23 protein-coding genes are annotated in these 21,722 nt (G+C 67.4%); 7 read left to right on the forward strand and 16 right to left on the reverse strand.

Going from position 1 to position 21,722, the window contains the following annotated elements; genetic code table 11:
• Positions 1 to 43: 43 nt before the first annotated feature.
• From ACK41U_RS03475 to ACK41U_RS03500, 6 genes are all read right to left on the reverse strand, one after another.
• Positions 44 to 802, reverse strand: coding sequence for a hypothetical protein (locus tag ACK41U_RS03475; protein WP_409675997.1), 759 nt, complete (start codon positions 800 to 802; stop codon positions 44 to 46).
• A 101-nt stretch (positions 803 to 903) separates the two neighbouring features.
• Positions 904 to 2,031, reverse strand: a complete 1,128-nt coding sequence (ispG, locus tag ACK41U_RS03480; protein WP_409676000.1) for a flavodoxin-dependent (E)-4-hydroxy-3-methylbut-2-enyl-diphosphate synthase — start codon at positions 2,029 to 2,031, stop codon at positions 904 to 906.
• Positions 2,032 to 2,103: 72 nt separating this feature from the next.
• Positions 2,104 to 2,775: a thiamine diphosphokinase gene (locus tag ACK41U_RS03485; protein WP_409676003.1), complete on the reverse strand. Its 672-nt coding sequence runs from the start codon at positions 2,773 to 2,775 to the stop codon at positions 2,104 to 2,106.
• The gene (locus ACK41U_RS03490) at positions 2,772 to 2,984 is read right to left on the reverse strand and encodes a DUF2842 domain-containing protein (protein ID WP_409676006.1); all 213 of its coding nucleotides are present in this window, start codon (positions 2,982 to 2,984) and stop codon (positions 2,772 to 2,774) included. Before ACK41U_RS03490 ends, ACK41U_RS03485 begins: the two co-directional genes overlap by 4 nt.
• A gap of 84 nt (positions 2,985 to 3,068) precedes the next feature.
• A complete protein-coding gene (locus ACK41U_RS03495; protein ID WP_409676009.1) occupies positions 3,069 to 4,361 on the reverse strand; it encodes an adenylosuccinate synthase in 1,293 nt (430 codons plus the stop codon).
• Positions 4,362 to 4,546: 185 nt separating this feature from the next.
• Positions 4,547 to 4,765 carry a SlyX family protein gene (locus tag ACK41U_RS03500; RefSeq protein WP_409676012.1) on the reverse strand — a complete coding sequence of 73 codons (219 nt, stop codon included), beginning with the start codon at positions 4,763 to 4,765 and terminating at the stop codon, positions 4,547 to 4,549.
• Between the two features lie 56 nt (positions 4,766 to 4,821).
• Between ACK41U_RS03500 and hisS the strand changes: the two genes are divergently transcribed.
• Genes hisS through hisG form a run of 3 tightly spaced genes read left to right on the forward strand, consistent with a single transcriptional unit; the run spans position 4,822 to position 8,044 of the window.
• On the forward strand, positions 4,822 to 6,306 hold the full coding sequence (gene hisS / locus ACK41U_RS03505) for a histidine--tRNA ligase (protein WP_409676015.1): 1,485 nt from the start codon (positions 4,822 to 4,824) through the stop codon (positions 6,304 to 6,306).
• Positions 6,306 to 7,364 carry an ATP phosphoribosyltransferase regulatory subunit gene (locus ACK41U_RS03510; RefSeq protein ID WP_409676218.1) on the forward strand — a complete coding sequence of 353 codons (1,059 nt, stop codon included), beginning with the start codon at positions 6,306 to 6,308 and terminating at the stop codon, positions 7,362 to 7,364. The genes hisS and ACK41U_RS03510 overlap by 1 nt, the downstream gene beginning before the upstream one ends.
• The gene (gene hisG, locus ACK41U_RS03515; RefSeq protein ID WP_409676018.1) at positions 7,361 to 8,044 is read left to right on the forward strand and encodes an ATP phosphoribosyltransferase; all 684 of its coding nucleotides are present in this window, start codon (positions 7,361 to 7,363) and stop codon (positions 8,042 to 8,044) included. Before ACK41U_RS03510 ends, hisG begins: the two co-directional genes overlap by 4 nt.
• Here hisG and ccoS read toward each other — a convergent pair.
• From ccoS to ACK41U_RS03545, 6 genes are all read right to left on the reverse strand, one after another.
• Entirely contained in the window at positions 8,041 to 8,202 is a 162-nt protein-coding gene (gene ccoS, locus ACK41U_RS03520) for a cbb3-type cytochrome oxidase assembly protein CcoS (protein ID WP_409676021.1), read from the reverse strand. The genes hisG and ccoS overlap by 4 nt on opposite strands.
• Before the next feature lie 9 nt (positions 8,203 to 8,211).
• Positions 8,212 to 10,416, reverse strand: a complete 2,205-nt coding sequence (locus tag ACK41U_RS03525; protein ID WP_409676024.1) for a heavy metal translocating P-type ATPase — start codon at positions 10,414 to 10,416, stop codon at positions 8,212 to 8,214.
• Between the two features lie 3 nt (positions 10,417 to 10,419).
• Positions 10,420 to 10,887: a FixH family protein gene (locus ACK41U_RS03530; RefSeq protein WP_409676027.1), complete on the reverse strand. Its 468-nt coding sequence runs from the start codon at positions 10,885 to 10,887 to the stop codon at positions 10,420 to 10,422.
• On the reverse strand, positions 10,887 to 12,326 hold the full coding sequence (ccoG, locus tag ACK41U_RS03535; RefSeq protein WP_409676030.1) for a cytochrome c oxidase accessory protein CcoG: 1,440 nt from the start codon (positions 12,324 to 12,326) through the stop codon (positions 10,887 to 10,889). The genes ACK41U_RS03530 and ccoG overlap by 1 nt, the downstream gene beginning before the upstream one ends.
• A gap of 106 nt (positions 12,327 to 12,432) precedes the next feature.
• Positions 12,433 to 13,350, reverse strand: coding sequence for a nickel/cobalt transporter (locus tag ACK41U_RS03540; RefSeq protein ID WP_409676033.1), 918 nt, complete (start codon positions 13,348 to 13,350; stop codon positions 12,433 to 12,435).
• Entirely contained in the window at positions 13,347 to 14,024 is a 678-nt protein-coding gene (locus ACK41U_RS03545; RefSeq protein ID WP_409676036.1) for a DUF1007 family protein, read from the reverse strand. The genes ACK41U_RS03540 and ACK41U_RS03545 overlap by 4 nt, the downstream gene beginning before the upstream one ends.
• A 147-nt stretch (positions 14,025 to 14,171) precedes the next feature.
• Between ACK41U_RS03545 and ACK41U_RS03550 the strand changes: the two genes are divergently transcribed.
• The 3 genes from ACK41U_RS03550 (at position 14,172) to parE (ending at position 17,929) form a co-directional block, all read left to right on the forward strand.
• Positions 14,172 to 15,137 (forward strand): alpha/beta fold hydrolase, encoded by a 966-nt coding sequence (locus ACK41U_RS03550; protein WP_409676039.1) that lies wholly within the window; start codon positions 14,172 to 14,174, stop codon positions 15,135 to 15,137.
• A gap of 62 nt (positions 15,138 to 15,199) precedes the next feature.
• Positions 15,200 to 15,856 (forward strand): glutathione S-transferase family protein, encoded by a 657-nt coding sequence (locus ACK41U_RS03555; protein ID WP_409676042.1) that lies wholly within the window; start codon positions 15,200 to 15,202, stop codon positions 15,854 to 15,856.
• A 114-nt stretch (positions 15,857 to 15,970) separates the two neighbouring features.
• A complete protein-coding gene (gene parE, locus ACK41U_RS03560; RefSeq protein WP_409676044.1) occupies positions 15,971 to 17,929 on the forward strand; it encodes a DNA topoisomerase IV subunit B in 1,959 nt (652 codons plus the stop codon).
• Here parE and ACK41U_RS03565 read toward each other — a convergent pair whose 3' ends face one another.
• Both ACK41U_RS03565 and hemF read right to left on the reverse strand, forming a co-directional pair.
• Positions 17,930 to 18,556 carry a LysE family translocator gene (locus ACK41U_RS03565; RefSeq protein ID WP_409676047.1) on the reverse strand — a complete coding sequence of 209 codons (627 nt, stop codon included), beginning with the start codon at positions 18,554 to 18,556 and terminating at the stop codon, positions 17,930 to 17,932.
• Complete coding sequence (gene hemF / locus ACK41U_RS03570; protein ID WP_409676050.1) at positions 18,547 to 19,401, reverse strand: oxygen-dependent coproporphyrinogen oxidase; 855 nt, start codon at positions 19,399 to 19,401, stop codon at positions 18,547 to 18,549. Before hemF ends, ACK41U_RS03565 begins: the two co-directional genes overlap by 10 nt.
• A 76-nt stretch (positions 19,402 to 19,477) precedes the next feature.
• Between hemF and ACK41U_RS03575 the strand changes: the two genes are divergently transcribed.
• Positions 19,478 to 19,894: a hypothetical protein gene (locus tag ACK41U_RS03575; protein WP_409676053.1), complete on the forward strand. Its 417-nt coding sequence runs from the start codon at positions 19,478 to 19,480 to the stop codon at positions 19,892 to 19,894.
• Between the two features lie 8 nt (positions 19,895 to 19,902).
• Here ACK41U_RS03575 and ACK41U_RS03580 read toward each other — a convergent pair whose 3' ends face one another.
• Both ACK41U_RS03580 and ACK41U_RS03585 read right to left on the reverse strand, forming a co-directional pair.
• Positions 19,903 to 20,706, reverse strand: coding sequence for an SDR family NAD(P)-dependent oxidoreductase (locus tag ACK41U_RS03580; RefSeq protein ID WP_409676056.1), 804 nt, complete (start codon positions 20,704 to 20,706; stop codon positions 19,903 to 19,905).
• Positions 20,703 to 21,719 carry a class I SAM-dependent methyltransferase gene (locus ACK41U_RS03585; RefSeq protein WP_409676059.1) on the reverse strand — a complete coding sequence of 339 codons (1,017 nt, stop codon included), beginning with the start codon at positions 21,717 to 21,719 and terminating at the stop codon, positions 20,703 to 20,705. The genes ACK41U_RS03580 and ACK41U_RS03585 overlap by 4 nt, the downstream gene beginning before the upstream one ends.
• Positions 21,720 to 21,722: the final 3 nt, after the last annotated feature.

The following is a 21,722-nucleotide window of genomic DNA, read 5'->3' on the forward strand; positions in this document are numbered from 1 at the left end:
GGCCTCCTTGGCGTCCGCTATGCGGGACGGAGCGGACATCGGGTCAATCTCGCTGAACGACTGCTTTCGGTCGTGTCAGAATTGCTGCAATCACGGCACCCGAGATGAAAGCAAATAAGAAGAAGTTGAGTGAATACGGTGTAAGCAGCCAGCCATAAGCAGCAAAAAAGCTCATTCCAATAAATATCACGAGACTAAGAACTCCCAGTGCAACCGACGGCCATCTGAATGGTGTCAATGACCAGCCATTGCGTTTCAATTTCCACGCGAGACGGGCTAAGAGCGACCATGCTAAAGCCCACCAGAGCACTGACAGAACACTGCCAACAGGCGATCGCCAAACCCCCAATACCTCAAATCTAAGTTTTTCGTAGACCGTCGCGGGACGTTCCGTAAAGCCATACTCAATGTCCATATATTCTGGATATGCACTTTCGGACGGTCTACCATCTTCCTCAATTACTCTGCTTCGCGCCAATTTTTCGTAATCAGGCTCAAGCACAACACCCCGAAGTTCATCGAATATCCGGCACTGAGGCGGGCTGACTGATCCGTCGCAATGAATAAGCAACGCCACTGACTGTGGTGTTGCCGCGAGCAAGTATCCTTCGCTATCGAAAACAACTACTTGCGAAGGATCAGCGAAGAATATGCCGTCTCCGTATAGAACAGCGAATTCGATAACTCCCAATTCCGGATGTTCAATCTTTTCGCTCTCGCCAAAGTAGGGCGAATGCGATTGGGCGGGTGACGACACCCCAAGCCAATAAAGCAATGCGACAGCTGCGATAAATACTTTCAAGTTAAATAAGGCCCTGACTATAAACTTCGAGATACGATGATAGCAGACATTGGCGCCGGGCGCAGCATTGGTCAGGATGGGCTCTTCGCGTCTGCCTGCCCCTACTCCGCCGCCGCTTGCGCAGCCTCAGCCTCCAGCACCTCAGCCCGCTTCTCGACCAGCTCGACGATGTGATCCACCATCTGGTCATTCGTCATCTTGTGGCTCTGCCGCCCGGCCATATAGACCATGCCCGATCCCGCGCCGCCGCCGGTAAAGCCGATATCGGTCATCAGCGCCTCGCCGGGGCCGTTCACCACGCAGCCGATGATCGACAGGCTCATCGGCGTCTTGATATGCTCCAGCCGCTGCTCCAGCGCCTCGACCGTGCGGATCACGTCAAACCCCTGCCGCGCGCAACTGGGGCAGCTGATGATCTGCACACCGCGGGTGCGCAGGCCCAGGGATTTCAGGATCTCGAAGCCGACCTTGACCTCGGCCACCGGATCGGCGGACAGGCTGACGCGGATCGTGTCGCCGATCCCCGCCCACAGCAGATTGCCCAGACCCACCGCCGATTTCACGGTGCCGCCGACAAAGCCCCCGGCCTCGGTGATGCCCAGATGGATCGGCGCATCGGTGGCCTCGGCCAGAATCTGATAGGCCGCCGCCGACAGGAACACGTCGCTGGCCTTCACGCTGATCTTGAACTCGTGGAAATCATTGTCCTGCAGGATCCTGATGTGATCCAGACCGCTTTCGACCATCGCGTCCGGGCAGGGCTCGCCGTATTTCTCCAGCAGGTGGCGTTCCAGCGACCCCGCATTCACCCCGATGCGGATGGAACAGCCGTGGTCCTTGGCCGCCTTGATCACCTCGCGCACGCGGGTCTCGTCGCCGATATTGCCGGGGTTGATGCGCAGGCAGGCAGCCCCCGCCTCGGCGGCCTCGATGGCGCGCTTGTAGTGGAAATGGATGTCGGCCACGATCGGCACCGGGCTTTCGCGGCAGATCTCGCGCAGCGCATGGGTGGTCTCGGCATCGGGGGCGCTGATGCGGACGATGTCGGCACCCGCCTCGGCACAGGCGATCACCTGATCCAGCGTGGCGCGCACATCATGGCCGTTGGTGTTGGTCATGGTCTGCACGCTGATCGGGGCATCGCCGCCGACGGGCACGCGGCCCACCATGATCTGGCGCGACTTGCGGCGCTCGATATTGCGCCAGGGACGGATCGGGTTCAACGACATGGATGACAGCCTCCGGGGATACGTCCGAGAGATAGGGCAGATGCCCGTCCGGAACAACCGCCCCCGGACAGATCAGGCACCCGCCCGCGACAGACCCAGCCCGTCCAGCACAGCCGCCAGACAGTTGCGCGGCAGCAGCACCAGCATCCGTCCCTCGATGGTCAGGGACACCGGCCCCACAACCCGGTTCGACGTGCCGACCCGCGCATCGGGGGCAAATTCCAGCCCGTCGATCGGCCATTCCAACCCGGTGCTGCGCCCCCGCGAAGGCCCCATCGGCCACAGCGACAACCGCGTGCCATGCGGCAGCCGCAGATCGACACAGGACGGCGCCAGAAACACGACATCCTCTGCGGCCAGCAGGATCACCGGCATCGGCGCCCCGGCCACCATCGCGGTCAGCGCCGCCAGAGTGTGATCCAGCCGCAACCCGGCAAAGCCCACAGCCAGAACAAAGGGCGCGGAAATCCGGCGCAGGCATTTGGTGAAATCGGTGCTGTCCTGCTCGGAAATCTGATGAATACGGTCACCTGCAATGCGCAGACGTGCCGCATCGCTCAGACTGTCCAGATCGCCCAGAACCAGATCCGGCACCCGCCCATGGGCCAGCGCACGGTCCGCCCCGCCATCGGCAGCCACCAACAAGGGCGCCACCGCCAGCGCCGCCTCAAGCTCGCCGACCAGAACGGCCCCACCGCCAACGACAGTGACCCCCCGGTCCGACCGCAGCAAAACGGCCGTCATTCGCCCTTGCCAACCCCAAGGAACACGCGCCTGAACGGCAGGGCCCACAAGACGCCAAGCCCCACATAAACCAGCAATTCGACCAGAATCGTCTGGCGCCCGAACCGCGCATCCAGCCAGTTCATCAGCGTGACCGCCACCACCACATAAAGCGGCATCAGAACGACAAGAATCAGCAACGACAAGCGCTTTCGCGTCTTAAGCTCCATGACCACTCCTGCTTTGGTCCGGAAATATCCCCCAGGGGGTCCGGGGGACGGGACGTCCCCCGGCATTCGCGGGACGCAATGAACTCAGTCCGCAAACGGATCCGTGACCAGAATCGTATCGTCGCGCTCGGGGCTGGTTGACAGCATGGCGACCGGGCACTGGATCAGCTCTTCGACCCGGCGCACATATTTGATCGCGGCGGCGGGCAGCTCGGCCCAGCTGCGCGCACCGGCGGTGGTTTCCTGCCAGCCGTCCATCTCTTCATAGATGGGCGTCACCCTGGCCTGAAGCGCGGCGGCGGTGGGCAGATAATCGTACTGCACCCCGTCGATCTCGTAGCCCACGCAGATCTTCAGCCTCTCGAACCCGTCCAGCACGTCCAGCTTGGTCAGCGCGATGCCGTTCACGCCGCTGATCGCGCAGGTCTGGCGCACCAGAACCGCGTCGAACCAGCCACAGCGTCGCTTGCGCCCGGTGACGGTGCCGAATTCATGGCCGCGTTCACCCAGACGCTGGCCATCGGCATCGTCCAGCTCGGTCGGGAACGGGCCCTCGCCCACGCGGGTCGTATAGGCCTTGACGATGCCCAGCACGAAATCAATCGCGCCCGGCCCCATGCCGGTCCCCGAGGCCGCAGCGCCCGACATGGTGGTCGAGCTGGTCACATAGGGGTAGGTGCCGAAATCAATGTCCAGCAGGCTGCCCTGCGCGCCCTCGAACAGGATGCGCTTGCCCGACTTGCGCGCCTCGCCCATGATCTTCCACACCGGTTTGGCATAGGGCAACAGGCGCGGCGCGACCTCCAGCAGCCTGGCCTTCAGGTCGGCGCGGTCGATCGGCGTGGCGCCCAGACCGGCGCGCAGCGCGTCGTGATGGGCCAGCAGGCGGTCCAGCCGGGCCTCCAGCGTCTCCTCATCGGCCAGATCGGCGACGCGGATGGTGCGGCGACCGACCTTGTCCTCATAGGCCGGGCCGATGCCGCGGCCGGTGGTGCCGATCTTTGCCTTGCCCGCCGCCTCTTCGCGCAGCTTGTCCAGATCCTGATGCAGCGGCAGGATCAGCGGCGTATTCTCGGCGATCATCAGGTTGTCGGGCGAGATGGCGACGCCTTGCCCCGAGAGCTTCTCGATCTCTGAAAACAGCGCCCAGGGGTCCAGAACGACGCCATTGCCGATCACGGCCAGCTTGTTCGGCCGCACGATGCCCGAGGGCAGCAGCGACAGCTTGAACACTTTTTCGCCGATGACCAGCGTGTGGCCGGCATTGTGGCCGCCCTGAAACCGCGCGATCACATCGGCACGTTCGCTGAGCCAGTCAACGATCTTGCCCTTGCCCTCGTCGCCCCATTGCGCGCCGACAACCACCACATTGGCCATGAACGACCCTTTCGTTCCACAGAGTTTTTCGTGTTGCGTCTAGCGCATCAGGCGCGGCGGGAAAAGCCGCGATTTCACGGACCCGCGACCGCGGACCTTGCCGGGGGCTGTGGCCGGGGGCGCTTCGCCCCCCGGACCCCCAGAGGATATTTTTCTGACCAAAGCAGCAGGCAGGCGAAGTGCGTCTAGTAATGCGGGGGGCGCTGATCGGCCAACGCGACGGCGCCCGGCTGATCGGCCTGGCGTTGCGCCTCGGCCTCCAGCAGCATTCCGAGGCGGCGGGTCAGCTGCAGGATCGTCCGGTCCTGACGGGCAATGACCTCGGACAGCTCGTCCGTGGTGCGGGTCAGATGTGCGAGGGTTTCCTCGACCGCCAGCAAGCGGGTTTCTGCGTTCTTGTCCATCTCGTCCCCTTCCGTTACAGCATGCCCGGATTTGGCCCCGTAAAGGCAACAGACCCATGGCAAAAGACCCCAAAAAGCAACCCCGTCCCAAGGCCGAAACGCCAAAGGGGTTCCGCGACTATTTCGGCGCCGAGGTGACCGGGCGCAAGGCCATGCTGGACCGGATCGCCGGGGTCTATCATCGCCATGGCTTTGATCCGCTGGAAACCAGCGCCGTCGAGACGGTCGAGGCCCTGGGCAAGTTCCTGCCCGATGTGGACCGGCCCAATGCGGGCGTCTTTGCCTGGCAGGAGGAGGCGGTGCCGGGTGGCGGCACGGCGGGCGACTGGCTGGCGCTGCGCTATGATCTGACGGCGCCTTTGGCGCGCGTCGCGGCGCAGTATCGCAATGATCTGCCCAGCCCCTATCGCCGCTATGCGATGGGGCCGGTCTGGCGCAATGAAAAGCCCGGTCCGGGGCGGTTCCGGCAGTTTTATCAATGTGATGCGGATACGGTCGGGTCGGCCTCGGTCGCCGCGGATGCCGAGATCTGCGGCATGCTGGCCGATGCGCTGGAGGCTGTGGGGATTGCGCGCGGCGACTATCTGGTGCGGATCAACAACCGCAAGGTGCTGAACGGCGTGCTGGAGGCCGCCGAGGTCGCCGCCGATCAGGCCGAGGATGTGCTGCGCCAGATCGACAAGTTCGACAAGGTGGGCCGCGACGGTGTGCTGGCGCTGCTGACCACGGGGCGGCGCGATGACAGCGGGGCGGTGATCGAGGGCGTGGGGTTGTCGGAGGCGCAGGCGGCGCCGGTGCTGGCCTTCCTAACCTCGAAGGGGGCCGATAACGCCGCCACGCTGGACAATCTGCGCGCAGCGGTCGGCGCATCAACCATCGGCGGCGAGGGCGTGGGTGAGCTGGCGCAGATCGCCGATCTGCTGGCCGCGATGGGTGTGGCCGAGGATCGCGCCGTGATCGACCCTGCCGTCGTGCGCGGCTTGGGCTATTATACCGGCCCCGTGTTCGAGGCCGAGCTGACATTCGAGATCCTCGACGAAAAGGGCCGCAAGCGGCAGTTCGGATCGGTCGCGGGCGGCGGGCGCTATGACGGGCTGGTCGAGCGTTTCACCGGCCAGAAGGTGCCTGCCACCGGCGTCAGCATCGGCGTGGACCGGCTGCTGGCGGCGCTGCACGCCAAGGGGTTGGCAGGCGAGGCGGCGCAGGGGCCGGTCGTCGTGACGGTGATGGACCGTGACCGGATGGCCGATTATCAGGCGATGGCGTCCGAGCTGCGCGCGGCGGGCATCCGCGCCGAGGTCTATCTGGGCAATCCGAAGAATTTCGGCAACCAGTTGAAATATGCCGACAAGCGCGGTGCCCCGGTGGCAATCATTCAGGGCGGGGATGAGGCCGCGCGCGGCGTCGTGCAGGTCAAGGATCTGGTGCTGGGCGCGCGCATTGCAGCGGATGCCAGCCTTGAGGAATGGAAGGCCCAGCCTGCCCAGACCGAGGTGGCGCGCGCCGATCTGCTGGCCGAAGTCCGCAGGATCATCGGATGATCCCGAAACGCGACAAGCAGGCCGTGGGCCAGCGCCTGCTGGACGTCTTTCGTGCCGCCGGTGCGGTCGAGGTCGCGCCCGACATCCTGCTGCCCGCCGACAGCCTGCTGGATCTGTATGGCGAGGATATCCGCGCCCGCGCCTATGTCACCGCCGACCCGATCCGGGGCGAGATGATGCTGCGGCCCGATTTTACCGTGCCGGTGGTGCAGGCGCATATGGATAACGGTGCCGAGCCCGCGCGCTATTGCTATCTGGGCGAGGTGTTCCGCAAGCAGGATATGGGCGAGACCCGCCCCGAAACCCCGCGCGATCACGAATATCTGCAATGCGGGTTCGAGCTGTTCAGCCGCGATCCCGGTGCCGATGCCGAGGTGTTCGCGCTGTTTCACCGGGCCCTGGCGCCCTTGTCGCTGCGCGCCGAGATGGGCGATATGGGGCTGATCCTCGATGCCGTGGCCGGGCTGCCGCTGACCGAGGCGCGGGCGCAGGCCTTAGCGCATCACATCTGGCGGCCGGGGCGGTTCCGGCGGCTGCTGGCGCGGTTCTCGACCCCCGCCGTGGCGCGCGACTTCCCCGAGACCGGCGCGCCATGGGCCGGGCTGCGGACCGAGGCCGGGATGGTGCGCCGCATCGCGCGGCTGAACGCCGATGCCGCCGTGGCCCCCCTGCCCCCGGTCTGGACCGAGCGGCTGGAGCGGCTGTTCGCCCTGCGCGCCCCGGCCCCCGAGGCGGTGGCAGAGCTGACGGAACTGGCGGCAGACATGCCCGCCATCGCGCCTGCCGTGGCGCGCATCCGCGCCCGGCTGGACGCCATCGCCGCGCAGGGGATCGACCCTGCGGGGGTGATCTTTGACGCCAGCCACGGGCGCACGACGCTGGAATATTACGACGGCTTCACCTTCAGCTTTCAGGCGGATCGCGCGGGCTGGCCGCCCATCGCCTCGGGCGGGCGTTATGACGCGCTGACCCGCGTGCTGGGCCGGGGCCGCGAGATCCCCGCCGTGGGCGGCATCATCCGCCCCGGTCTGGTCGCAGAACTGGAGGCGCAGGCATGATCCGTCTTGGCGTGCCGTCCAAGGGGCGGCTGATGGAGCAGACTTTCGACTGGTTCGCGGACCGGGGCGTGCGGCTGTCGCGCGCAGGCTCTGACCGCGAATATGCGGGCCGGGTCGAGGGGGCCGAGGGCGTCGGGCTGGTGCTGTTGTCGGCGGGCGAGATCCCGCGCGAGCTGGCCGCGGGCCGGATCGGGCTGGGCGTGACCGGCACCGATCTGGTGCGCGAAAAGCTGGCGGGCTGGGCCTCGGATCTGGTCGAACTGGCGCCGATGGGGTTTGGCCATGCCGATCTGATTCTGGCCGTGCCGGAGTGCTGGCGCGACTGCACAACCCTTGATGATTTCGCCGCCATCGCCCGCGATTTCCGCGCCGAACACGGGTTCCGGCTGCGCATCGCCACGAAATATCACCGGCTGGTGCGGGCATGGTTGGCCGGCCATGAGGTCGCGGACTACCAGCTGGTGGACAGTCAGGGCGCGACCGAGGGCACGATTGCCAACCTGACCGCCGAGGCGATTGCCGACATCACCTCGTCGGGGGAAACGCTGCGGGCCAACAACCTGCGGGTGCTGGACGAGGCGCCGATCCTGCGGTCACAGGCGACGCTGTTTGCCAGCCGCGCCGCGATAGGGCCGCAGATGGTGGCATTCGCGCGGCAGCTGGGGATTGATACCGTCTAATCCTGCCGCGGCTGGTCGTCGTATTTGTCGCTGAGCACGCGTTCGCTGTCGCCCTTTGGGTCTTCGAACTGGCGTGATTTCAGCGCCCAGACAAAGGCCACCAGCCCCGCAGCCCCCAGCCCGAGCGAGACGGGGATCAGGATCGTCAGGATTTCCATGGGGGTCCCCTATCGGTTCAGGCGCAACGCGTTCAGCGTCACCGTAATGGAACTGACCGACATGGCCAAGGCCGCCAGCAGCGGCGTGGCAAAGCCCGCCAGCGCGAAGGGCACCGCAATCACGTTATAGCCGAACGAGATGGCAAAATTCTCGCGGATGCGGCGGGTGGCGCGTTTGGCCACCCGGATCGCCTCGGCCACCGGCGCCAGATCCTGCCCGGTCAGCACCATGTCGCTGGCCACCCGCGCCGCATCCAGCGCCGTGGCGGGCGAGATCGAGGCATGCGCACGCGCCAGCGCCGCCGTGTCGTTCAGCCCGTCGCCCACCATCAGCACCTTTATGCCCTGATCGGCCAGCCGCCCCACCATCCCGGCCTTGTCGGTCGGGCTGACGCCTGCATGCCATTCAGTGATACCCAGCTGATCCGCCAGATGCGCCACCGCCGCAGGCCGGTCGCCCGACAGCAGGATCACCCGCCGCCCGTCAGCCTTCAGCGCGGCAATGCACTCGGCGGCACCGGGGCGCAGCCGGTCGCTGAACTCCAGCCGCAGGGGTGCGGCGCCCTCAATCGCGAACCAGCTGGACAGCAGCGCGCCATCCGCGTCGCTGTCTGCGCCCAGCCAGTCGGCACGGCCAAGCCGCACCATGCGCCCCTGCCAGCAGGCCGAAATGCCGCGTCCGGGGATCTCGGTCACATCGGTCAGCGTGGCGGGCGCGACGTGGTTCAGGCCCGAAGCCAGCGCCCGCGCCAAGGGGTGCGACGAGGCCTCGGCCAGCGCGCGCGCCACCGGCGCCAGATCATCCGGCAGAGGGCCGCCGACCAGTTGTGGTTGGCCCATGGTCAGGGTGCCGGTCTTGTCGAAGACGACCGTATCCACCTCGGCCAGACGTTCCAGCGCGGTGCCGTCCTTGATCAGCAGCCCGCGCCGGAACAGCCGCCCCGAGGCCGAGGTGACCACCGCAGGCACCGCCAGCCCAAGCGCGCAGGGGCAGGTGATGATCAGCACAGCGGCGGCAATATTGATCGCCAGACGCAGATCGCCCGACACCCAGAACCAGCCCAGAAAGCTGCCGAAGGCCAGCAGATGCACGGCGGGCGAATAGCCCCGCGCCGCACGCTCGGCCAGCGAGGTATAGCGCCCGCGCGCGTTTTCCGCCGCCTCGACCAGCGCGGTCAGCCGGGCCAGCGAGCTGTCCTGACCCGCCGCCGTCACGCGGATGACCAGCGGGCCGGTCAGGTTCACCTCGCCCGCCGACAGCATCAGTCCGGGGGCGGCGGGCACGGGCAGCGTCTCGCCGGTCAGCAGGGCACGGTCGATTTCCGAGGTGCCGTCGACGATCTGCCCGTCGGCGGGGATGCGGCCACCGGGGCGCACGCGGATCAGATCGCCGGGGCGCAGGCTGGCGACGGGCACGACCGTTTCAACGGCCTTCGACAGCAGCGTGGCGCGCGGCACCTCCAGCGCGGTCAGTTCGGCGGCGGCGGAGCGCGCAATCGCACGGGTGCGATAGTCCAGATAGCGCCCGATCAGCAGGAAAAAGCACAGCATTACGGCGGCGTCGAAATAGGCGTGATGGCCGGAATTCGCGGTCTCATAGACGCTGATCGCGGATGCCAGGACCAGCGCCAGCGAGATGGGCACATCCATCCCCAGCCTGCGCGCCCTGAGCGAACGGAACGCGCTGGCAAAGAACGGCCGCCCGGCAAAGGCCACCGTGGGCAGGGCGATGGCGCCGCTGATCCAGTGGAACAGATCGCGGGTCGCGGCCTCGGCGCCTGACCAGACGGCGACCGACAGGATCATGATGTTCATCATCGCGAAACCCGCGACGCCGATCCGCATCAGCAGGTCGCGCCCGGCGCGGTCGGCGGTGGTGGCGGCCAGCGCGTCGGGGTCCAGTTCATGCGCCTCGTGACCGGCGCGGGCCAACACCGGGATCAGATCATCGGCGGTCAGGCCCGGCGCCTCTACCGTCACCCGGCGAAGCGTCAGGTTGACCCGCGCGGCGCGCACGCCCGGATGGGCCATCAGCGCATCCTCGACCTGCGTGATGCACAGCGCACAATGCGCGCCGGGCAGCGACAGGATCAGAGCGGCCGGGGCCGCAGCCTCGGCCCGGTCGGCCAGACGCTGCGCCAGCGGTGCGGCGTCGCAGGCCGGGCACGAGCCAAGCCGCGCGTCATAGCCCCGGTCGGCGGACAGATCGGCCATGTGTCAGCCCCCGTCGCGGCGGATGTTCAGGTAAAGGCGCTGGCGAAAGACCACGCCATCGCCATCCTCGGCCATCACATCGGCATTCCAGTTGCCCGGCGCCAGCGCCAGCGATGTGCTCCAGCGGCCCGGCGCCTCGGGCGACAGGTCGGGCTGCTGGTCGTCGCGCTGATGGGTCGGGCGGCGCAGCTGCAGGCGCAGCACCTCGGGCGAAACGGCGGCACCTTGGGCGTCGGTCAGGCGCAGCACGGCGCGGTCGCCCTCGATGGCCAGATCGGCGGTCCAGCCCAGCCCCTGCTGAGCGTTGCGGTCGCGGTCGAAATGCTGCGAGGCGATATAGCTGCTTTTCGTCTCGACGCCCGGAAAGCTGCCGATAGCATTATAGGCCATGACCAGATTGACCGCGATGATGACGCCAAAGGCCGAGACGGCGATGGCAAGCACATGTTTGCCGGTAAGCTCGCGTTTCATCATCTGCTCCTTCCGTGAAAGACCGTCTCGACGCTGTTGCGCGCCGGGCCGTCATTGTCGCTGACGCCAAGGATGATCGGTGTGCTTTCCAACCCCGCCAGCGCCGAGCCTGCGGGCGCGGTCAGATAGACCCGCCGGGTCATGGTCTGATCCGCGGGCACCAGCGCCAGCGCGTCGCCCTCGCCCTCGACCGTCAGGATCAGATCCTCCGCGCCGCCTCCTTCGCCCGCGCCCTCGACCGTAAAGACAAAGCTGCGCGCCTCGTGCTGCTTGTTGCGCAGCCGCACCTCATAGGCGTTGCGGACAGCGCCATCAGACATGGTGACGTAAAGCGGGTTCCTGACGGGCGTGACGTTCAGATCCACCTCGGAGCGCAGCACCAGCGCCACCGCCAGCCCCACGCCGATGGCCGACCACAGCACGAAATAGACCAGCATGCGCGGGCGCAGGATATGACCCAGCAGCGGACGCGGGGTGCGGCCCGCGCGTTCGGCCTCTTCGTCGCGCAGCGCCATGTAGCCGATCAGCCCGCGCGGCTTGCCGGTGCGGTCCATGATCTCGTCGCAGGCGTCGATGCACAGCGCGCAGGTGATACATTCGATCTGCTGGCCGTCGCGGATGTCGATGCCGGTCGGGCAGACATTGACGCAGGCCATGCAGTCGATGCAGTCGCCCCGCTCGGCGGTGGGCGCCGATTTGCCGCGCGGCTCGCCGCGCCAGTCGCGATAGGCGACGGTCAGCGTGTCCTCGTCCATCATCGCGGCCTGAATGCGCGGCCAGGGACAGGCATAGATACAGATCTGCTCGCGTGCAAAGCCGCCGAACAGAAAGGTGGTCGCGGTCAGAAGCGCGATGGTGATCCACGCCACCGGCGGCGCATCAAAGGCCAGCAAGCCGCGCAGCAGGCTGGGCGCATCGGTGAAATAGAACACCCAGGCCCCGCCGGTGGACAGCGCGATCAGCAGCCAGACGGCCCATTTCGTCACCCGCAGCCGGGCCTTTTTCGCATCCCATTTGGCACGGTGCAGACGGATGCGGGCGTTGCGGTCGCCCTCGATCCAGCGCTCGACCACCATGAACAGGTCGGTCCAGACGGTCTGCGGGCAGGTATAGCCGCACCAGACCCGGCCAAGCGCCGCCGTGAACAGGAACAGCCCCAGCCCCGCCATGACCAGCAGGCCCGCGACGAAATAGAATTCATGCGGCCAGATCTCGATCCAGAAGAAGAAAAAGCGCCGGTTGGCCAGATCCACCAGCACCGCCTGATCGGGCATCAGGGGGCCGCGATCCCACCGGATCCACGGCGTGATGTAATAGACCGCCAGCGTCGCCGCCATCACGATCCATTTCAGGTTGCGAAAGCGCCCCGAGACACGCTTGGGGAAAATCGGCTCGCGGGCGGCATATAGGCTGGGGGGGTCTAGCGGTTCGCTGGACATGGGAAGGCTCCTGTTGCGCGCAGCCGTTCTAGCGCGCGCGGGGCCTTGGGTTCCTTGACCTGTATCAAGTGGCGGGCACGCAGGCTGCGGCAGGCCGCCGCAGCCGTCAGATCAGCACAAGCACCGCCACCAGCGCGATCAGCGCGCCTGCCGCCAGCTGCATACCGCCGGGCAGCCAGCGCGCCACGCCCGCCCATGGCCCGGTTTCGGGCACCAGCGCGACACTGCCACGCCGCGCCCAGACCGCCAGCGCCGCCACCGCCAGCGTGACCGAGGCCGTGCCCAGCCCCATCGCCAGCGTGCCCGCGACGCCCATCGCAAAGATCTCCATCCGCCATGTCAGCAGCAGCAGGAACAGCGCGCCGGTGCAGGGGCGCAGGGCGATGCCCGCGATCACCAGCAGCCCGTCGCGAAAGGACCGCGTCTGCATCACCTGTTGCGGGCTGGGGCCATGGGCATGGCCGCAGCCGCAGGCGGCGTGATGCTCATGCGCCGCAACCGGCGCCGCCTGCGCCCGCAGCATGCGGGCGCCGCGCCATGCCAGCCACAGCCCCACGACCCCGATCAGGGCGGTGCTGATGTCGGCCATGTGGCGTTCCGACAGCGCGGTCAGTTGCTCGCGCCCCAGATCCAGCGCCGCGATCCCGCCCCAGACCAGCACGATCGCCGTGCCCGCCTGCGCCAGCGAGGCCGCCACCGACAGACCCGCCAGCCGGGCAAAGGGCACCTGACTGCCAAAACCATAGCTGCCGATGACCAGCTTGCCATGGCCCGGCCCCACCGCATGCACAAAGCCATAGCCAAAGCACAGCGCCATCAGCGCCATGGCCGCCCCCGGCTCGCCCGCGCGCAGGCGTTGCAGGGCGCCCGCCATCAGGTTCTGCACCTCGCGCTGCGAGGTCGCGGCCCACCGTTCGACCCCGGCCAGCCCGCCCGACAGCCACAACGCCACCACCGCCAGCCCAAGGCCCAGCCCCGCCAGCGCGATCAGGCGCCCGGCGCCGATGCGGCGCGCGACGCTCATCCCGAGGCCCCGCAGCCGACGCGGATCTCGTCTGCGCCGACCGCGCCGATATTCACCTCGACCATCTCTTCGTCGCGCGCCTCAAGGGCCGACAGCTCGCGCCGCAGCGCATCGCGCAGGGCGGCGGCATAGGCGTCGGCGGCGGCATAGCTGTCGCCCGGCCGCAACTCGGCCCGGCAATCGGCGCGGCCCCGGACAACCGGCGGCTGCGGCACGGTGAAATCGACGTAGAATTCCGGGTCATAGACCTGAATGACCAGCGGCGCCTCGCCCGACAGCGGCTGTGCCAGCGGCCGCCGGTGCCGCGACACAAGCTGGCCGTCCTGCAAGGACACGCTGAAATCGCGCGGCGCGGCCAGCGCGATGCGCCGCCCCTCGGAGCCCAGATAGAGGCCGCCGTCAAACCCCGCGTCCCAGTCGCCGTCAAAGCCGCGCAGAACTGCCGCATCCTCGGGGGTCAGCCCCCCGGCCGCCGGGCGGATGCCGAAATCCTCAAGGATCAGCAGCGAATAGAAGGCGTCATAGCGCCATTCGACCTCGACCGCCGCCAGACGGCCCGAAGGGTCGTAATCCAGCCGCAGACCGGCGTCGATGAACACATGCGGATGGGCCAGCGCCGCCTGCGGCAACAGCGACAGGCACAGGACGGATGCGGCACGCAGGAACGGGATCACGGCAGGCTCCTCGGGTCGGAATGGCGCTGGTTTAGGGCCATGGCTGCGGCATTGCAAATCACCTCGGCGCCAGCAGGCGTGCGCGCATGCAACCCCGGCGGCATCTTGCGCGTGTCTGTATCACAACGCCACAAAGGAAACACCCGCATGACCCTGACCAAGCTGATGCCCGTGATGGCGCTTCTGGTGCTGGCGCTGGCGGGCTGCGCCGCGCTGGTCGACAACCGCGCCACCACCCGCGAGGCCCGCATCAACGCCGATTACCCGCCCACCGGCCGCATTCTGGACGTGGACGGCCAACGCGTGCATGTGCAGATCGCAGGCAGCGGCCCGGATGTGGTGCTGTTGCACGGCGCCAGCGGCAATCTGCGCGACTTCACCTTTGATCTGATGGGGCGGCTGGCGGGGGATTACCGGGTGATCGCCTTTGACCGCCCCGGACTGGGCTGGACCGACAGCCTTGGTGCCACGAATGACAGCCCGCTGGCGCAGGCGGCGCTGTTGCGGGCGGCGGCGGATCAGATCGGGGTGCGCAACCCGGTGCTGGTCGGCCACAGCTATGGCGGCGCGGTGGCGATGGCATGGGCGCTGGCCGACCCGGACGGGCCTGCCGCCATCGTGCAACTGGCGGGTGCCACCCATCCATGGCCGGGCGAGCTGGAGGGATGGTATCCCTTTATCACCAGCCGCTTTGGCCGCAGCACGGCGGTGCCCGCGATCACCGCCTTCGCACCGCTTGGCCGCGCCGACGAGGTGATCGAGCGCATCTTTGCGCCCCAGTCCGCGCCGCCGGGCTATGCCGATCATGTCGGCGCCGGTCTCAGCCTGCGCCGCGACAGCCTGTCGGCCAATGCGCGGCAGGTCATGGCGCTGAAACCGTATCTGGAACAGATGGCGCCGCTGTATCCGCGCCTGCGCCAACCGATCGAGATCGTGCATGGCGATGCCGATACCACCGTGGGGCTGGAGTTCCACGCCCGCCGGATGGAGGCCGAGGTGCCGGGCGCGCGGCTGACGGTGCTGCCGGGCGTGGGCCATATGCCACACCACGCCGCCCCCGATCAGGTCGTGGCCGCGATCCATCGCGCCGCCGCCCGCGCCGGGCTGCGCTGAGACATCTTGCGCAGACCCGCACGGGCGGGCGATGTTGCGGCACCTGACAGAAAGGACCGCCCATGCTGACCCTTCACGGCGTCACCCGATCCCGCGCCTCGCGCATTGTCTGGCTGTGCCATGAGCTGGACCTGCCCTTCCAGCAGCGCCCGGTGATCCAGGCCTACCGGCTGGCCGATGCCGATGCACCCGACGCGCCCCTGAACACCCGCAGCCCGGAATTTCTGGCGCTGTCACCCGCAGGCGCGATCCCGGTGATCGAGGATGACGGGCTGATCCTGTCGGAATCGCTGGCCATCACCCTGCATCTGGCGCGCAAGCATGGCGGCGATGTGGGTCCGCAGAATTACGAGGAAGACGCGTTGATGGGTCAGTGGTCCTTCTATGGCGCCACCGCGATCGAGCCTGACGCGCTGACCATCCTGTTCCTGCACAACCGCACGCTGGCCGCACCCGAGGATGCCGGGCTGGTGGCCGAGGCCGCCGGGAACCTTGCCCGCCCCCTCAGGGTGCTGGAGGATCATCTGGCGACCCATGCCTATCTGATCGGCGGGCGCTTTACCGTGGCCGACCTGAACATGGCCGAGATCATCCGCTATGCGGCGGGCCACACCGCCCTGATGGAACCCTTCCCCGCGATCCGCGCCTGGCTGTCGGCCTGTCAGGACCGGCCCGCCTTCAGGGCCATGTGGGCCGCGCGTCTGGCCGAGCCTGAATAACGGGCGCATCCCTTGCGGTCGGGCCGCGCGGCGCCACAACCCCTTGCCGCGCGACCCGCCCGCATGAGATAACCGCCCCCGAACCAGACCAAGAACCAGAAGAACGAGCAGACCATGGCCGACGACCTTCTTTCCGGCAATGCCGCCAGCGACGCCTATTCTGCATCCTCGATCGAGGTGCTGGAGGGGCTGGAGCCGGTGCGCAAACGGCCCGGCATGTATATCGGCGGCACGGACGAACGCGCGCTGCACCATCTGGTGGCCGAGATCCTCGACAACTCGATGGACGAGGCGGTGGCGGGCCATGCCACCCGGATCGAGGTCGAGCTGCTGGCCGATCACAGCGTCGTCGTGCGCGACAACGGGCGCGGCATCCCCATCGACCCGCATCCCAAGTTTCCGGGCAAATCCGCGCTGGAGGTGATCCTGTGCACCCTGCATGCGGGCGGGAAATTCTCGGGCGATACCTATCAGACTTCGGGCGGCTTGCACGGGGTCGGCGCCTCGGTCGTGAACGCGCTGTCGGATCTGATGGTCGTGCAGGTGGCCCGCAACAAGGAACTGTTCGAGCAACGCTTTTCGCGCGGCATCCCGCAGGGGCCGGTCGAAAAGATCGGCGCGGCGCCCAACCGGCGCGGCACCACGGTCACTTTCCACGCCGATGAAGAGATCTTCGGCCATCACCGCTTCAAGCCCGCCCGCCTGATCAGGATGGTGAAATCCAAGGCCTATCTGTTCTCGGGCGTGGAAATCCGCTGGAAATCCGAGATCGACGATGGCGAGACCCCGCGCGAGGCGGTGTTCCACTTTCCCGGCGGTCTGGCCGATTATCTGGCCGAGACGCTGACCGGCGCCAGCACCTATTCCGACCGCCCCTTTGCCGGCAGCGTCGATTTCAGGCGCTTCAACGCGCCGGGCAAGGTCGACTGGGCGATCCACTGGACCCCTGCCCGCGACGGCTTCATCCAGTCCTATTGCAACACCGTGCCCACCCCCGAAGGCGGCACGCATGAGATGGGCTTCTGGAACGCGATCCTCAAGGGCATCCGCGCCCATGGCGAGATGGTGGGCAACAAGAAAGCCGCCCAGATCATCCGCGACGACCTGATCGTGGGCGGCTGCGCGCTGGTGTCGTGCTTCATCCGCGAGCCCGAATTCGTCGGCCAGACCAAGGACCGCCTTGCCACGACCGAGGCCGCCCGTCTGGTCGAGGGCGCCGTGCGCGACCATTTCGACAACTGGCTGGCGGCGGACACGAAATCGGCGGGCGCGATCCTCGATTTCCTGATCCTGCGGGCCGAGGAACGCCTGCGCCGCCGCGCCGAAAAGGAAACCGCCCGCAAGACCGCCACCAAGAAGCTGCGCCTGCCCGGCAAGCTGGTCGATTGCAGCGCCACCAACCGCGACGGCACCGAGTTGTTCATCGTCGAGGGCGATTCGGCAGGTGGCTCCGCCAAGATGGCGCGCGACCGCACCAATCAGGCGCTGCTGCCGCTGCGCGGCAAGATCCTGAACGTGCTGGGCGCGGCCTCATCGAAAATGGGCGCCAATCAGGAGATCAACGATCTGTGTCAGGCGCTTGGCGTGCAGATGGGATCGAAATTCAACGTCGACGATCTGCGCTATGACAAGGTCATCATCATGACCGATGCCGATGTCGACGGCGCCCATATCGCCAGCCTGCTGATGACGTTCTTCTTCACCCAGATGCGCCCGATGATCGACAAGGGGCATCTCTATCTGGCCTGCCCGCCGCTCTATCGTCTGACGCAGGGGGCGCATCGGATGTATGTCTCGGACGAGGCCGAGAAAGAGCGGGTGATGGAAAAGGGTCTGGGCGGGCGTGGCAAGATCGACATGCAGCGCTTCAAGGGTCTGGGCGAGATGGACGCCAAGGATCTGAAAGACACCACGATGAACCCGAAAACGCGCAAGCTGATCCGGGTCAGCATCGACGATGAACTGGGCCATGAGACCGCCGATCTGGTCGAGCGGCTGATGGGCAAGAAGCCGGAACTGCGCTTTGAATATATTCAGGAGAATGCGCGGTTTGTCGAGGAACTGGACGTCTGATCAGTCCGCTGTCGCCACCGCCAGCCAGATCGCGACCAGCGCCAGCAGGACGGCCAGACTGCGGCGCAGCCTCTGCTCGGCCTTGGCGTCGCCCAGAAACCGCCGCCAATGCGCGGCGGCCAGTACGATACCGGCATGGATGGCCGTCGCGATGCCGACATAGATCGCGGCCAGCGACAGAAACATCGCCGGATCATGCGCGGCCTGCGGCATGAAGGCGGGCAGCACTGACAGGTAAAAGGCGAATGCCTTGGGGTTCAGCAGGTTGGTGATCAGCCCGCGCGCAAAGAACTGCGCAGCCGCCGATCCGCGCGCCGCATGCTCTGAGGCCTCATCCGCCCCGCGCCAGCCCTGCCATGCCAGCCACAGCAGATAGGCCACACCGCCCCAGCGCAGCACCTCGGCCAGCCCCGGCACCGCCGCGATCAGCGCCCCCAGCCCGAAGGCCGCGGCAATCCCCACCAGCGCCAGACCAGAGGCCACCCCGGCCACCGCCGCCAGCCCGGCCTTGCGCCCGTCACCCAGCGCCACGATCGCCAGATAGCTCATATTCGGCCCCGGCGTGATCTCGGCCAGAACTGCCGCGATGACGAACCCGATCAGACCGGGGGTGAGGATCAGATCCACTTGGCGAGCGGCGGCAGAGACATCAGCACCGCATCGGCATTATGCCCCGTCTCCAGCCCGAACTTGGTGCCCCGGTCATAGACCAGATTATATTCGGCATAGAGGCCGCGATGGATCAGCTGCGTGTCGCGGTCGGCATCCGTGAAGGGCGTGGCCATCCGCGCCTCGGCCAGTGGCAGGAAGGCGGGCAGGAAGGCGGCGCCGACGTCGCGGGTAAAGGCGAAATCGGCCTGCCAGTCGCCGCTGTTCAGATCGTCATAGAAGATGCCGCCAACACCGCGCGCCCGGCCCCGGTGGGGGATAAAGAAATACTCGTCGGCCCATGCCTTGAAGCGGTCGTAATATCCCGCGTCGTGGGGGGTGCAGGCGTCGCGCAATGTGTCGTGAAAATGCGCGGTGTCGGGGGCGTATTCGATACAGGGGTTCAGATCGGCGCCGCCGCCGAACCACCACGCGCCCGGTGTCCAGAACATGCGCGTGTTCATGTGCACGGCGGGCGCATGCGGGTTCTGCATATGCGCGACCAGAGAAATGCCGCTGGCCCAGAAGCGCGGGTCCTCCGCCATCCCCGGCACGCCGCGCGCGGCCATCGCGGCCTGCGCGCGGGGCGCCAGCGTGCCATGCACCTCGGACCAGTTCACGCCGACCTTCTCGAAGGCGCGACCGCCGCGCATGACCGACATGATGCCGCCGCCGCCGTCATCGGCGCGGCTGGTCGGCGTCACCTCGAACCGGCCCGGCGCAGCTTGGCCGGGGGCGCGGTCCTCCAGCGCCTCGAAGGCGGTGGTGATGCGGTCGCGCAGCGCGCGGAACCATGCGGCGGCCTGGCTGCGGTGCTCATCCATGACAGTCCTCATTCGTGATTTGCAAAGCCTGCACCTTCGCGGCTAGCATTCGCAACCTGATGTAACGAGAGCCGCCATGTCCCGCAACACCACCACCGCCCTGATCCTTGCCCTGCCGCTGCTGCTGGCCGCCTGCCAGACGCCGCAGGAGCAGTGCATCAGCCGCAATACCGGCGAGTACCGCACCGTCAGCAGCCTGCTGGCAGAGGTCGAGGGCAATCTGTCGCGCGGCTATGCCTGGGATGAACGCCAGGTCACCCGCCAGCGCCTGACCCAATGCGAGACCGTGACCACCGACCGCGAAGGCAAGCCGGTCGTCACCACCTACAGCTGCTGGCGCGACCAGACCGAGACCGAGCGGTTCCGCGTGCCCATCGACCCGGTGGCCGAGGCGCGCAAGCGTGACGGGCTGGTCGCGCGCCGCAATGTGCTGTCGGCCAGCGCCGACCGCGCCATCGCCGCCTGCCGCGCGGCCTATCCCGACGAAAGCTGAGTTGACCGCTACAGGATCTGGGCGGTGACCGGATCGGCCAGACTGCGGCCGCCATCCACGGTGACGATCTGGCCGGTGACAAAGCGCGCGGCATCGCTGACGAGGTAATGCACCGTCTCGGCCAGCTCATCGGCGGCGGCGATGCGGCCAAGCGGCGTGCCGGCGATGATCTGCGCGCGCTTGTCGGGATTCTCTTTCAGCCCGCATTGCAATTCATGCGACATCACGCTGCTGAAGCTGACGCCGTTCACCCGGATGCGATGCGGCGCCAGCGCCAGCGCCAGCCCGCGCGTCGCATGTTCCTGCGCCGCGCAGGCGATGGAATAGCCCAGCATCGAGGGGATCGGGCGCCGCGCCGCCAGCGTCGAGATGTTCACGATGGCGCCGGTCTGGGGGCTGTCCTTGTCACCCTCGGCCTGCCGGATCATCCGCTTGGCGACGATCTGCGACAGGCGCAGACCCGACAGCAGGTTCTGGCGCAGCATCTCTTCCAGCGCGTCGATATCGGTGTCCAGCGGGTCCGAGCTTTTGACAAAGCGATGCGCGTTGACCAGAATATCCACCCGGTCGAAGGCGTCGATCGTGGCCGACAGCAGGTTCGCCATCGCCAGTTTCTCGGCCATATTGCCGACAAAGCGCCGCACCTGCCGGTCGTCGTCATAATTCGCCACGGCCTGAGCAAGCGCGGCCTCTTCGCCATCGGCAAACATGACCTGCGCGCCGCGTTCGACCAGATGGCGGGCGATGGCCAGCCCGACACCGCGCGCGGCCCCGGTCACGATGGCGGTCTTGCCCTGAATCGACAGGCTCATCGCCTGGCCCTCGATGCGCGGACGGTGGCGCTGCCCTTGCCCGCCGCCGTCGCCTCGATCACCTTGAAGCGGCTGTCACCGGCGATCTCGTGGACCTGACCGAAATACTGGCTCAGCACCGCCTCATAGGGCAGGTGGCGGTTGGCGACCATCCACAGCCGCCCCGCCCCGGTCAGCAGCCGCGCGGCGGTGGCGATGAACGCCGCGCCCAGTTTCGGATCGGCCTGACGCCCCTCGTGGAAGGGCGGGTTCATCACCACGCCATTGACCGGCTCGGGCAGCGAAAAATCGCGCGCATCGGCCCAGTGAAAGCGGATGCGGGGGTCGGACAGGTTCGCCCGCGCCATCTGCAGCGCGGCGTGATCGGCCTCGACCAGATGCAGCTGCTCAAGGCCCGGGCGCGGCAGGATCTGCGCCGACAGCCAGCCCCAGCCCGCGCCCAGATCGACGACGCGCGTGGGCATCTTGGCGGGCAGATGCGCCGCCAGCATGGCCGAGCCGGGATCGACACCATCGGCGGAAAACACGCCCGGCAGGGTCTGAAAGCCCGGCGCCGCCTCGGCGGGTTGCGCGGCCCAACCGGCGGGCAGCCAGTCCCCCTGGGGCAGGGTCACGCGGAATATCTTGCCATGCGCCTTGCTGTGCACCTCATCCACGGGGGCCAGCGCGCGCAGCTCACGCAGGATCGAATCGACGCCATCGGTCTTTTGCCCGTCGATCCACAGCGCCGCGCCCGCAGGCAGGCGCCCGGCCGCATCGGCGATGGCCGCCCGCGCGGCCGCCTTGGCGCGGGGCAGCATCAGCACCGCCAGATCGAACGCCCCCTCGATTTCGGGCGCGACGCGCCAGCCGCGCGCGCTCAGCGCCTGATGGTCGGGGAAATGCCCCTGCCGGATCTGTGTCTGCGCCGGATCGAATGCCGACAGATCATCGGTGCCACGGGCGCCGATCAGCAGAACCTGCCCTCCGGGATGGCCATCCGGAAAGGCCAGGTCGAGTCTCGATTGTGTCACGGT

Source organism: Paracoccus sp. (in: a-proteobacteria), from assembly GCF_046289755.1.
Classification (GTDB): domain Bacteria; phylum Pseudomonadota; class Alphaproteobacteria; order Rhodobacterales; family Rhodobacteraceae; genus Paracoccus.